The sequence below is a fragment of the Pseudomonas sp. MWU13-2105 genome, from assembly GCF_023242315.1.
GTDB lineage: Bacteria > Pseudomonadota > Gammaproteobacteria > Pseudomonadales > Pseudomonadaceae > Aquipseudomonas.
The window spans coordinates 76525-89110 of sequence record NZ_JALLIY010000025.1 but is presented as its reverse complement, the minus strand read 5'-3'; the positions used below and the strand labels follow the sequence as shown (position 1 = coordinate 89110).

General features: G+C 61.6%; 14 protein-coding genes. 9 read left to right on the top strand and 5 right to left on the bottom strand.

Annotation, left to right across the window (positions count from 1 at the left end; all coding sequences use genetic code 11):
• Positions 1–245: 245 nt before the first annotated feature.
• On the top strand, positions 246–413 hold the full coding sequence (locus tag M5B96_RS29345; protein ID WP_248800419.1) for a hypothetical protein: 168 nt from the start codon (positions 246–248) through the stop codon (positions 411–413).
• A 61-nt stretch (positions 414–474) separates the two neighbouring features.
• Here M5B96_RS29345 and M5B96_RS29340 read toward each other — a convergent pair whose 3' ends face one another.
• Positions 475–1224 (bottom strand): TerC family protein, encoded by a 750-nt coding sequence (locus M5B96_RS29340; RefSeq protein ID WP_248800418.1) that lies wholly within the window; start codon positions 1222–1224, stop codon positions 475–477.
• A 137-nt stretch (positions 1225–1361) separates the two neighbouring features.
• Here M5B96_RS29340 and nhaR point away from each other — a divergent pair, with 137 nt between their 5' ends.
• Complete coding sequence (gene nhaR, locus M5B96_RS29335) at positions 1362–2267, top strand: transcriptional activator NhaR (protein ID WP_248800417.1); 906 nt, start codon at positions 1362–1364, stop codon at positions 2265–2267.
• On the opposite strand, the gene M5B96_RS29330 is transcribed toward nhaR, so the two are convergent.
• Both M5B96_RS29330 and M5B96_RS29325 read right to left on the bottom strand, forming a co-directional pair.
• Positions 2264–3418: an MFS transporter gene (locus M5B96_RS29330; RefSeq protein ID WP_248800416.1), complete on the bottom strand. Its 1155-nt coding sequence runs from the start codon at positions 3416–3418 to the stop codon at positions 2264–2266. The genes nhaR and M5B96_RS29330 overlap by 4 nt on opposite strands.
• A 275-nt stretch (positions 3419–3693) precedes the next feature.
• The gene (locus tag M5B96_RS29325; protein ID WP_248800415.1) at positions 3694–4203 is read right to left on the bottom strand and encodes a DUF1993 family protein; all 510 of its coding nucleotides are present in this window, start codon (positions 4201–4203) and stop codon (positions 3694–3696) included.
• A gap of 130 nt (positions 4204–4333) precedes the next feature.
• Here M5B96_RS29325 and M5B96_RS29320 point away from each other — a divergent pair, with 130 nt between their 5' ends.
• Positions 4334–4981, top strand: coding sequence for a YceH family protein (locus M5B96_RS29320; RefSeq protein WP_248800414.1), 648 nt, complete (start codon positions 4334–4336; stop codon positions 4979–4981).
• Positions 4982–5000: 19 nt separating this feature from the next.
• Here the strand turns inward: M5B96_RS29320 and M5B96_RS29315 are convergent, their stop codons facing one another.
• On the bottom strand, positions 5001–5819 hold the full coding sequence (locus M5B96_RS29315) for a shikimate 5-dehydrogenase (protein ID WP_248800413.1): 819 nt from the start codon (positions 5817–5819) through the stop codon (positions 5001–5003).
• A 256-nt stretch (positions 5820–6075) separates the two neighbouring features.
• Between M5B96_RS29315 and M5B96_RS29310 the strand changes: the two genes are divergently transcribed.
• From M5B96_RS29310 to M5B96_RS29300, 3 genes are all read left to right on the top strand, one after another.
• Positions 6076–6411 (top strand): hypothetical protein, encoded by a 336-nt coding sequence (locus M5B96_RS29310; protein WP_248800412.1) that lies wholly within the window; start codon positions 6076–6078, stop codon positions 6409–6411.
• A 234-nt stretch (positions 6412–6645) separates the two neighbouring features.
• The gene (locus tag M5B96_RS29305; RefSeq protein WP_191487845.1) at positions 6646–6840 is read left to right on the top strand and encodes a hypothetical protein; all 195 of its coding nucleotides are present in this window, start codon (positions 6646–6648) and stop codon (positions 6838–6840) included.
• Between the two features lie 110 nt (positions 6841–6950).
• Entirely contained in the window at positions 6951–7133 is a 183-nt protein-coding gene (locus tag M5B96_RS29300) for a hypothetical protein (RefSeq protein ID WP_248800411.1), read from the top strand.
• 86 nt (positions 7134–7219) lie between these two features.
• On the opposite strand, the gene M5B96_RS29295 is transcribed toward M5B96_RS29300, so the two are convergent.
• Positions 7220–7780, bottom strand: coding sequence for a hypothetical protein (locus tag M5B96_RS29295; protein WP_248800410.1), 561 nt, complete (start codon positions 7778–7780; stop codon positions 7220–7222).
• Between the two features lie 274 nt (positions 7781–8054).
• On the opposite strand from M5B96_RS29295, the gene pbpG reads away from it, so the two are divergent.
• The 3 genes from pbpG (at position 8055) to M5B96_RS29280 (ending at position 12585) form a co-directional block, all read left to right on the top strand.
• A complete protein-coding gene (pbpG, locus tag M5B96_RS29290; protein ID WP_318654863.1) occupies positions 8055–8981 on the top strand; it encodes a D-alanyl-D-alanine endopeptidase in 927 nt (308 codons plus the stop codon).
• Positions 8982–9224: 243 nt separating this feature from the next.
• A complete protein-coding gene (locus M5B96_RS29285; RefSeq protein WP_248800408.1) occupies positions 9225–11756 on the top strand; it encodes a hypothetical protein in 2532 nt (843 codons plus the stop codon).
• Positions 11749–12585: a helix-turn-helix transcriptional regulator gene (locus tag M5B96_RS29280; protein ID WP_248800407.1), complete on the top strand. Its 837-nt coding sequence runs from the start codon at positions 11749–11751 to the stop codon at positions 12583–12585. Before M5B96_RS29285 ends, M5B96_RS29280 begins: the two co-directional genes overlap by 8 nt.
• Position 12586 lies beyond the last annotated feature (1 nt).

Sequence of the window (12586 nt, the reverse complement as noted above, 5' to 3'; positions counted from 1 at the left end):
CCTGTTGATCCCTTGAACATCTTCACTCTCTTGGTCAATCGCCAGGCCGTTCAACACCTGGCAGGGTCCCTGATCATAGGTCGCGGGTGAACGGGGGTATAGCCTTTCGTTGCAGATTGCCTGACGCGATAGAGCGAAATGACTGACCCCACGCGACCTTTGGTCAATGGACTGAAACACAGCAACGTCTAGACTGAACCTGGAAAGACGAAGTGAGTGAGCCCGAACGGGCGAAGGAGGCACTGATGAGCCTTGTAGCGATCGTTGCACTGCTGGTGCTCGGCTGGCTGACCGTCGCGGCAGCCATGTTATGGGGAGTGCTGAGAATCTCCCGGCGGCATCACCACCCTGCCCTGCCCGCGCAACCCACAGCCAGCGAACAACCCCAGGCCCGCGCCGCCACTGTCCACTGATGAGCGTTTAACGAGAACGGCCGCCTGGATCCAGGCGGCCTTTTTATAGTTACGACTGCTATCAGCCTTGCGCAGCCTGACGCCTGTGCCGAGCACGCCGGGCCAGCATGTTCAAACCTTCGATCACCGCGGAGAAGGTCATGGCCGCGTAGACATAGCCCTTGGGCACATGGGCGCCGAAGCCTTCGGCAATCAAGGTCATGCCGATCATGATCAGGAAACCCAGGGCCAGCATCACCACCGTCGGATTATCGTTGATGAACTTCGCCAGCGGCTCGGATGCCAGCAGCATCACCAGTACCGCCACCACCACCGCGACCACCATGATCGGCAGGTGCTCGGTCATGCCCACGGCGGTGATGATGCTGTCGATGGAAAAAACCATATCGAGCATCAGGATCTGACCGATCGCCGCCGCGAAACCCAGGGATATACCGGCCGTACTGTCTTCGGCCGCCTTGGCCTCGGGGTCCATGCTGTGATGAATCTCGGTGGTGGCCTTCCACACCAGGAACAGGCCACCGGCGATCAGGATCATGTCCTTCCAGGAGAACGCCTGGCCGAACACCTCGATCACCGGCGCGGTGAGCTTGACGATATAGGCGATGGTGCCCAACAAGCCCAGGCGCAGGATCAGGGCCATGCCGATGCCGATGCGCCGGGCCTTGGTGCGAAACTGCGCCGGCAGCTTGTTGGTCAGGATCGAGATGAAGATCAGGTTGTCGATGCCCAGCACGATTTCCATGACGATCAGCGTCGCCAGGGCAATCCAGGCGGTGGGGCTGACGGCGAGTTGCAACAGGTATTCCATGGTTCAATCCTGATTCAGGGGTAAGGTGGCCACGTCCTGGCTCACCGATAGCGCAGCATTCTAGGGAAGCAGATACTTCAGGAAAATTCGTATTTTTAAGCGCTATACTTCGGCTTTTACGAACTGAATAGCGTCCGATGCTCAATTATCGCCAGTTGCACTATTTCTGGGTCGTGGCCAGGACCGGTAGTATCGTCAGGGCCTGCGAGCAGTTGAACCTGACGCCGCAAACCATCAGCGGGCAGATCAGCCTGTTGGAACAAACCTTCGGCGTGGAGCTGTTTCGCAAGGTCGGGCGGCAGTTGGAACTGACCGAGGCCGGTCGCCAGACCCTCCCCTATGCCGAGCAGATGTTCCAATTGGGCAACGAACTGGAAGCCATGTTGCGCACCCAGCCGAACGAACAGCAGCGGCTGCTGCGGGTCGGGGTCGCGGATGTGCTGCCCAAATCCATCGTCTACCGCCTGATCGCACCGACCATGGAGCTGGATGAGCCGATCCGCATCACCTGCCGCGAAGACAAGCTCGAACGCCTGCTCGCCGACCTGGCGATCCAACGCCTGGACCTGGTGATTTCCGACAGCCCCATGCCCAGCCATCTGGACATCAAGGGTTATAGCCAGAAACTGGGGGAATGCGGAATCAGTTTTTTCGCCACGACCGCACTGGCGGCGCGCCATGCCGATGATTTTCCGCGTTGCCTGCATGGTGCCCCGCTGCTGATCCCCGGACAGGAAAGCATGGTCCGCAGCCGGCTCCTGCGCTGGTTCGCCGAACAGCAGTTGCACCCGAGGATTGTCGGCGAGTTCGATGACAGCGCCCTGATGCAGGCATTCGGTCAATCCGGCAGCGGGATTTTCATCGCGCCGAGCGTGATCGCCGAGGAGGTGTGCCGGCAGTACGGGGTCGAACTGATCGGCCAGACAGAGGCGGTGAGCGAGTCGTTCTATGCGATCTCGGTGGAACGCAAGGTCAAGCACCCCGGTATTGTCGCCATCACCGAGGGCGCTCGCCGCGAGCTGTTTACCACGCAGGAAGGTTAAGCACTGACCGTACGGGCTTTGGCGCTCATCAACACCAGCGCCAGCAGGATCGACAGCAGGATAAAACCGGCGGCAGCGAAACCGAGGCTGCCCAGGCCCAGGTTGTCGATCACCCGCCCGCCCACCAGCGCGCCCAGGCCAATCCCCAGGTTGGCCCCGGCGATATTCAGCGACGCCGCGAAGGCCGGCGCATGGGGTGCGACCTTCATCAGACGGACATGGCTGACCAGGAACAGCGCCGCCTGGGTCACGCCCCAGACGCCCATGGCGACCGCCAGGCCAAGGGTCGAGTGAATGCTCGGCACCAGGGCCACCATGCCGCCGATCATGAAGGCGCAAAACACCATCGAAGCGATCAGCGGATGGCGATCGACCATGCGTCCGCCCAGGGAGTTGCCGATCAGCCCCACCGCACCGAAGCCCATCAGGCACCAGCCGACCACCGTACCGTTGAAACCGGCCAGGCGCTCGAGGATATCCGCCAGATAGGTGTAGGCGGTGAACATACCGCAGAACACCAGGATCGACAGCAGCACATGGCCGATCATCAGCGGACGACGCAGGACGCCGAACTGTGAGCGCAAGGACACCTGTTCCAGGTGCAGGCGCGTGGCCGGCAGGTAACGCCAGAGCAGCAAGGCCTTGACCAGGGCCACCAGCGCCAGGATCGCAAAGGCACTGCGCCAGCCCCAGGCGTCGGAGATCAAGGTGCCCACGGGAATGCCGAACACTGTCGCACAGACAATCCCGAAACCGATTTTTTCGATCGCACGCCCGGCGTAGTCAGGGCCGACGATGTCCACCGCCGTTTCACTGGCCAGGGCCCAGAATACCGGCAGCCCCAGGGCCGGCAGCAAGCGGGCGACGGCCATCACGCCGATATTCGGCGCCAGCGCCGCCAGGCTGTTGGCCAGGCCAAACATCACCAGGATGCTGATGAACAGGCGCCGACGCTCGAAACGCGAAAAGTACGCGGTCAGGAAGGGCCCGAATGCGGCGACGGTAAAGGCGAACAACGTCACCAGCAGGCCCGCCTGGGGAATGCTGATGTCAAGGTCGCGGGAAATCGACGGCAACAGGCCGACAATGACGAATTCCGTCGTCAGCACGGTAAATCCGGCGGCTGACAACAGCAGAATGGGCAACAACATGAATCACTCCAGAAACGACAACGCCAGCGATAGCCCGAGGGCCCGCTGAATAAGAGATGAATAGAAAGGGGAAGTGACCACTATAACAGAAGGTTTGTGGCTACGTGTGCAGGTGCCAGGTTGCCAGAAAGCTCTTGTGGGAGCCTGGCTTGCCAGCGAAGGGGCCCCTGAGGACGCCAAAAGCTTCGCGGGCAAGCCCTGCTCCTACAAGACCGACGAGAACTTGCCGGAATCGCTATCTCGGCAGTTTTGAATCGCTATCAATCCGTACGAAATCAGAACGCGCCCATGTAGTCACGCTTGCCGATTTCCACGCCGTTATGGCGCAGAATCGCGTAGGCAGTGGTCACGTGGAAGAAAAACTGTGGCAGGCCATAGCTCAGCAGGTAGGCCTGGCCAGTGAAGCGCTTCTCTTTCGGCGTGCCCGGACGGGTCACGATCTCGATGCCTTCCTTGCCGTCGATCTGGGCCGGGGTGATGCTGTCGAGGTGCGCCAGCACCTTGCTGATCAACGCCTGCAATTCGGCAAAGGTGGTTTCGCTGTCCGGGTAGGACGGCACTTCGATCTCGGCCAGACGCGAAGAAACGCCCTTGGCGAAATCGACCGCGATCTGCACCTGACGGTTCAACGGGAACATGTCAGGGGCCAGACGGGCTTGTACGAAAACGCTCGGTTCGATGTTCTTCGCCACCGCATGGGCTTCGGCCTTGTTCAGAACGTCGCTCAAGGCATTGAGCATTTGTTTGAAAACCGGAATGGAAGCAGCGTACAGGGAAATGGTCATGAGGATCTCGCAGTGAAAATGGCAGGAGTGACGCTGGGCGATTATAGCCAGGGTCAAGGTCATCGCGGCTTGTCTTTTTACGGCTGAAGGCCCTACGCTTACGACCTTTCAACGCACAGGGAACAGCACAATGGGCAGCGAACAAGAGACTTCCGTCGATCAGCCACAATTGAACAGCACGGAAATCCGCATCCTGGGCTCCTTGATCGAAAAACAGGCCACCAGCCCGGAAACCTATCCCCTGACCCTCAATGCCCTGGTCCTGGCCTGCAACCAGAAAACCAGCCGCGAACCGGTGACGAACCTCAACCAGGGCCAGGTCGGCCAGAGCCTGCGTGCCCTGGAAGGCCGCGGCTTCACTCGCCTGGTAATGGGCAGCCGTGCCGATCGCTGGGAGCATCGGGTCGAAAAGGCCCTGGAGCTGGTCCCCGCCCAGGTGGTATTGATCGGCCTGCTGTTCCTGCGCGGACCGCAGACGGTCAACGAACTGCTGACCCGCAGCGGCCGCATGCATGATTTCGAAGACAGCGAGCAGGTCGTGCACCAGTTGGAGCGCCTGATTGCCCGCGGCCTGGCCCTGCTGATTCCACGCCAGGCCGGGCAGCGCGAAGACCGCTACACCCATGCCCTCGGCGACCCGGCGGATATCGAAGCCATCCTCGCGGCCCGCCAGCAAGGTCCTGAACGCAGCGCGGCTGGCGCGGTGTCGCTGGAGCGCATCGAAGAACTGGAAGCCCGGATCGCGGCGCTTGAAGAACGTCTGGCGCGATTGGAATAACCCGCGCCCGATTCGTCATTCAACTGCGCGCAAAGGCTACCGCCTTGTGGAACTGCTCGTCGCTCGGTCGCACACCGGTGTACAGCACGAACTGTTCCAGTGCCTGGATGGCGATCACCTCAAGCCCGGTGATCACCCGCTTGCCCTGGGCCCTGCCGCGCAGAATCAGTGGGGTTTCCGAGGGCACCGCGACCACATCGAACAGGGTGTCGGCCGCCTCCACCGCGGCGGCCTCGAAGGCCAGTTGATCCGCCTCCGGACCGCCGTTCATACCGATCGGCGTGACGTTGACCAGCATCTGCGGACGCAACGCCCCCAACTGCGCCCGCCATTCATAACCGCAGCTCTGCGCCAGCGCCCTGCCCGCCACTTCGTTGCGGGCCACGATCACGCCATGGCGATAACCGCCGTCACGCAGGGCCGATGCCACGGCCTTGGCCATGCCGCCACTGCCGCGCAGGGCAAAGCTGAAGTCCTTGGGCACCGCATGGCTCTCGAGCAACTGCGCAATGGCGATGTAGTCGGTGTTATAGGCCTTCAGATGGCCGGCGGTATTGACGATGGTGTTGATCGACTGGATCGCCGCGGCGGACGCATCCAGCTCATCCACCAGGGCGATGCACGCCTCCTTGAACGGCATCGACACCCCGCAACCACGGATGCCCAGGGCTCGAATCCCGGCCACCGCGCCGGGCAGGTCCTGGCTACTGAAGGCCTTGTAATAAAAGTTCAGGCCTAGTTGCTCATAAAGATGATTGTGGAAACGCAAACCGAAATTCCCGGGGCGCCCCGACAACGACATGCACAATTGGGTGTCTTTGTTGGGGTTCATCTGCATGCTTCATCTCCTGAAGAGTGTTTTCGGATAAATGGGATAGGCATTTACCCAACTTTCGTCGATCATAGCGACCAGCCGCAAGGCTCTGGCACCTGCCTCGGATAGCTGTCAAAGAGGCCGCGCCAGGAACCTTACACAAAATTTACGCAACGGCTTGGCAATTTTTCAGAAAGTCGTTGTCATAGAAGTATCCCCGCGACAGTCCTTGAGTCTATTGCAGACAACAAGCGCTGGGGTTGGAACCCGAGGAATAATCATGATTCGTACAATCCCCAAGATAGCCTTGCTCGTTGGTGCACTCGCTGTCGCAGGTCAGGCCTCTGCCCACGGCGGCGGTAACTGGGTTGGTCCTGCCTTGTTGGGTGGCGTGATCGGCGGAGCCATCGTCGGATCGATGGTGAGCCGCCCGGCTTACGTTGAGCAACCGGTGTATGTACAGCCGGCTCCGGTCTATGTCCAGCAGCCGCCTCCGGTCTATGTCCAACAACCGGTCTATGTCCAGCCGGCCCCTGTCTATGTCCAGGGTGGCTACTATGGCCGTCCGGTGTACTACGGCCACCCGCATCATTACTACGGCGGCCCACGCTGGTAATCGACAGGCAGAACAGCCAGGCCCTGCTCGCAAGAGCGGGGCTTTTTTTTGCCCGAGCCGAGCCCCTGATGTCTGATTTGCGCTATCAAAGGTCGCAGGCAAGACAACCGCCCGCCCTCGATAAACGGCATGATGTGACCTATCGTCGCCCAGGATGAGCGTTAACACGACTGTCATATTTATGCCATGCCCGATCAGCAAGATCAGGCTGACTGATAAGAACAAGGACGAGTCATGCCTACACAAAACCCGCACCGCGCCGCCGGCCTCTGCACTTCCAGCAAGGTCTACAGCGCCCTTACCGAGCTCAAGCAGCTCGAAGGCCACCGCACGGCCAAATTTCTCTCGTTGCTGGCCGAAAACCTGGTCCACAAGGGGCTGTTGAATGAGCAGGAAGTCTTGAAGATGCTCGATCAGGTCGTCGACTGACGCACCCTATTGCAGCCTGTCGATCTCGTCGATGTCCACTATCGAGCGCGATGATTTTCCTCGGATTGAGCCGAGCCTTAAGGTAGCTCCACAGATTGATGGAGGTCCTCATGGCCAAGGTACAAATCATGTCCGTTATCGGCAGCGCCGTTCCCGCCTCGCTCAGAGAGCTGGGCCTGCTCGCCTGCTGGTATCTGGTTCGAGACGGTGTACCGATCAGCGGACCGTTCACCTCGCTACCCGCGGCCAAGGCCTCGTCGCAAAGCATGAACCTGCATGCACTGAACGCCTGAGCGGCCGAAGATTCCCGAAAACGTGCGTTGCTCCGCACACCCCTTTGCCCGCACCTGTTGCGGGCTTTTTTATGGGCGTGTGCTGATCAGCCGCGCTCGGCCAAGGCGGCATTGACCTGGGCCCGGTGGGTGAGCTTCTGCAGGCGCTTCTCCAACTCGATCATCACCACGCGGTCGCTACGCCCGCTTTCCAACTCGTCGATCAGCGCCTGGGTGATCTGGCGCAGCTCATGACTGATAACGATCCGGTCGTCGTTCAGATCGTGCTTGTGGGACTCGAACAGGCGGTGCAGGAAATCCTCGAGGGTACGCTGGCAACGATGCCGGTCCGTGGCCCGCAAGTGGGCCAGGTTGGCGCTGATACGCCCCAGCAGGTCCAGCAACTCGATACCAAAATAGTGCAGCCGCCGCGCATAACCCACATCGCGTTCACGGCGTTGCTTGCGCTGCTCCTGGGACTCCTGCTTGCGCTGGATCGCCGGCACACTGATCGCCACCATCAGACCGACAACCAGGCCCACGGCCTGGATCCAGCCATACCAGTCCGCCGATTTCGGAAAGAAAGCAAAGCCCAGCAACAGCACCGCCACCATCCCCGCCCAGACCACCATGGGCAGGTAATCCCTGCTGATCAACCCCTTCGGCATTGCCAGACTCCTGAGTCATTGGATCGCGCCGCTCACGCCGCAAGCGCCGATGCTAATCGGTGCGCGAGGCCCACACCACCACGTATCGGGGCGGATACACAATTAAATAGCCATCACTCAGGGAAAACCTTAAATTCTTCTTACTTTTTAAGGGTTTTTTACCGCCACTCGAAGAACAATCGACAGTTCCTGAACTATATTCATAAAATGTAACGCTTTTTTTAGAACGACCCGTTGCCAACGGTTTACCCATTATTTTAGCGAGTCCATCCGCGTGAACATTCGTCAATCAATTTTCGGCCTGGTTTTTGTCTTGGCAGGCGCCGTTATCCCCCCCAGCGCAGAAGCCCGCGAAACCGTCTCCGCCCCTCGTGATACCAGTCATCTGCACATCGCTTCCGGCAGCGCCCTGGTCGTCGATCTGCAAACCAACAAGCCCCTGTACTCCAGCAACCCGGACGCGATCGTACCGATCGCCTCGGTGACCAAGCTGATGACCGCCATGGTGGTGCTGGACGCCAAGCTGCCGATGGACCAGTACATCTCGGTGAACATCGCCGATACCCCGGAAATGAAAGGGGTGTTCTCCCGGGTCAAGCTCAACAGCGAGCTGCCGCGCAAGGAAATGATGCTGATCGCCCTGATGTCTTCGGAAAACCGTGCGGCGGCCAGTCTCGCCCACCACTACCCGGGCGGTTATGCGGCCTTTATTGCGGCGATGAACGCCAAGGCCAGGTCCCTGGGCATGATCAACACCCACTATGTGGAACCCACCGGCCTGTCGATCCACAACGTCTCCACCGCCCGTGACCTGAGCAAGTTGTTGATGGCCGCTCGTCACTATCCGATGCTCAGCGAGCTGAGCACCACCAAGGAAAAGACCGTGGCGTTCCGCAAGCCCAACTACACCCTGGGTTTTCACAACACCGACCATCTGGTCAATAAAGCCAACTGGGACATCAAGATCACCAAGACCGGCTTCACCAATCAGGCCGGTCACTGCCTGGTGCTCGTCACCAACATGGGCGGTCGCCCGGTGGCCCTGGTGATTCTCGATGCGTTCGGCAAGTACACCCATTTCGCCGATGCCAGCCGGATCCGCAACTGGATCGAAACTGGCAAGAGCGGTGCCGTGCCGGATGTGGCCCTGCGCTACAAGGCTGACAAGAACCTCAAGAGCCGCGCTCAAGCATCAAAGTAAGCCCTGATACCGTGGCCCGATTCTTCGGGCCACGTACTGTCGTGCTTGGATGCCTGTTCCTGCGCGCCTATCACCTGGCCGAACTGGGCCCGCCAGTCTGCCTCGCGGGCAGTGATGTGACTTCGACAGCCTTGCTCGACCCGCCGAAAGCCGACCCCATCACACTGCCATAAGCCCGCAAGTGCCGCCGCACACCTAAACCGGCATAATCGCGCCCCGCCTCCGTCGAACAGGACGTCATCCGTGAGCGCCGCCCGCAACCCACCCCAAGAAAACAAAAACATCGGTCGCCTGCTGCTCGAACTGCTGTGGCTGCTCCTGGTGCTGCTGGTGCCGATTTTCTTCGTGACGATTCTCCCGCCGCTCCTCGCCCTGGCCGTGGTCCTGGTGTGCGCCGGCGTGATGTGGACCTGCGCGAAATTTGGCTGGCCCAAGGGCGGGCGGGGCTTTGCCCGGCTGATGATCTCGGCGGTCTTCGGCCTGGGTTTCAGCCTCGGGCGGGCACTGCCCGATTACTGGGACATCGCGGCCGCCTGCCTGGCGATTTTCCCCGGTCTGGCTTGCGTGAGCATCTGGGAAAGGCGGCTGGGCCTGGTCGAGCCCACCACGCAAAACCCGGCCGCCGGCAACGGTGCCAGTGCCTGGGGCGGCCAGGAGCCAACAATGACGCCCGAAGGCGAACCGATCCGGGTGTTCAACCACGGCGAAATCGCCATGGGCGGCCCGGTGATCTGCGACTACCTGTTTCCCGACGGTATCCTGCTCGAAGGACTGGGGGCCTCGGCGCGTTTTTCCAGCGACGCCCGCTACTTCGCCGCGCCCATTCCGTCGCGCGGCAGTTGGGGCCTGGTGATCCTCGACCGTCCCCTGCGTCGCCTCTATCGCTGCCCGGCCGAGCAGTTCTGGGAACTGGACACCTTCAACGAGCAAGGCCTCGGCGGACGTTATAGTCCGCTGGTGGACAACGGCGCCCACCAGCAATCCCTCGAGGACTTATTGAAAGACGCCCAGGCCATCGACCTGCTCCCGGTCAGCGATCTCTGGCTGGAACCGGGCAACTGGCAACAAGCCCTGGTACAGCGGCAGATCGAGTATCGCTCCCCCGATGGCCAACATCTCCTGGAAGGCCAACTGACCCTGCCCGTCAGCCTGCGAGAACTGGACCAACCGACCGGGCCGGTCAACCATCCCGATTATCGCCTCAGCCTCGACGGCGTGCCCTCGTCCTTGTTGGTCACAGCCCAGACGTCCATCGTCTGGAGCACGGACAGTCGCGGCCTGGTCTGTCGCGCCCGCACGCCAGACTCTTCAGGGCCGCAGCGGGCACTATGGCTCTGGCAGCAGGAGCAGGGCTGGCGGTCGTTGCGCAGCCCCTGGAGCAGCGACAACCGCAGCCCCAGCGGATACTGGAGCGACCCACTGGCGCTGGACGAGCAGCAGGTCTGGCTGGAAAGCGAGCTGCCGCTGTCGCAACCCGACAATGGAGATTACGGCTACCAGTTGCACAGTATCCACAGCGACTCGCAAATCCTGGTCGGCCATGACGCTCTGGGCCGCGAACGGACTGCCGAGTGGAACAGGCCGCGCATCCGCCTGGTCCTGCCGCTGGATAGCGACGGGAACGCGGCAAGCGTAAGTATCGAGTCAGAGCCATTGGCGGATGGCACCCGCGCCCGTTTCAGCCAGCGCCAGGTCGACCAGGATGAATCAGTGGGCTACCAGTGCCAGATCGGCGCCTGGACCCTGCCCGGTCTCTGGCGCCTGGATCATCGAGTGAGCGACTGCGCCCATTATCTGGCATTGGTGCCGTTTGCCCTGCATCCGGCAGTACCCGACCGCGTGGTGGTGGCCGATCCCCGGCAACGTCGACTGCTCGACGGTCCGCCGATGCGGGTCGCCGCACTGGTGGATTTCAGGACCGCGACGCTGAGCGTAGCGGTGATTGTCGGGCGCCTGCCGAGGGACATTGCCGGCACCCCGCTGCAACGTTTTACCGAGGCCGCCCCGGACGCGTCGCAAGCAGCCGGGTTCTGTCGATACCGCGAAGACTCACGCCTCTACTACGAGCTGCGCAGGTTGCAATTGAGTACCGACGACCTGCAAGGCTTACCCTCATGGCGCTGGGTCCAGCAACCACAGATCGCCACCGCCGAAGGCGAATTTATCCAGCCCTCCCCGACCGGACTGGACGCTGCCTGGCTGTTCGGCAGCGGCACCGAGTACGGCGACGACCTGGGCCGTGGACATATCGCCCGCCTGGGCGGACACCTGCTGACCGCTTCCGGTTGCGCGCTGGCGGACCTGGCGCCCTCCATGGCCTGGTCGTCGAAAGGACGCTACCTGGCGCTGACCCGGCTGTATCTCGAGCACCGTGACTTCGCCGACAGCTACAGCCGCCGCGCCTGGAAACTCCTGCTGCTGGACGTCGAGGCCCACACCTTGCGCACCGCCCCCGGCTGGCTGGGGAACCGACCGCAGTTCATCGACTTTGGCGCCGACGCCCTGCACTTGCGCCAGTTCGAAGCGGACTGGGACCTGCACGATGGCTCCGACCCGGGCACTCGTGTGAAGATCGCCTTGAAAGAGATACTGGAGTGGCCGTCCGATCCCTTGCAGCCACAAGCAGGTCTCTGGCTGACTACCACAGAGGCGGCTCAGGCCCAGGCTTGGCACAACCTGGAAATACCGGAACCGCTTCGGCTGCTGCGGGAGCACGCTACACTCCAGACCAGCCGCCACCCCGAATCCTCCCGCAGCGGACCCGCTCATGAGTAAATCGTCCCCGACCGCCCCCGATGACAAGGCCCCCCGCTTCTGGCGGGACGAACGCCTGCCCTGCATCGAGGCCCGCTCGATCCAGGACGGCCGCAAGGTCTGCTATTCCCGGCATTCCCACGAACACTTCTCGATCGGGGCGATCACCCACGGCCAGAGCACCTATATCAACGAGCAGAATCAGTGGCGGGTCGCGGCCGGTACCGTGGTGCTGATGAATCCGGGCGAGGTGCATGCCTGCAACCCCATCGAAGACCAGCCCTGGGCCTATCGCATGCTCTATGTCGAGATGGCCTGGCTGACATCGCTGCAACATGAACTGGGGTTCAGCCCGGATCTGGATTTCCGTGCCTTTTCCACGCCTCATACCAGCGATCCGGCACTCTACGAAGGTTTCAACAGCCTCTACGAAACCCTGGTGGACGACGACCTCGCGCTCTTGGAAAAACAGTGTGCCCTGGTCGAGTTCTTCACCCTGCTGCAACACCGTTTGAACCCGGCGCCCCGGCCGGCCCGGGAGATCAACCAGAAGCTCGAACTGGCCGCGGCCTACATTCACAAACACTGCACCGAGGCCCTGAAGCTGGAGGACATCTGCCAGGCCGCGCAGTTGTCGGCGTCCTACCTGACCCGCGCCTTCAAGCAGCATTACGGCATGACGCCCCACGCCTTCCTGGTCAACCGACGCATCCAGTACGCGCGTAACCGGCTGCGGCGTGGCGGCCTGATCGCCGACGTCGCACTGGAAGCCGGCTTCGCCGACCAGGCGCATTTCCAGCGGGTCTTCAAGCAACACCTGGCCGCGACACCAGGGCAATATCGCGGTTGAT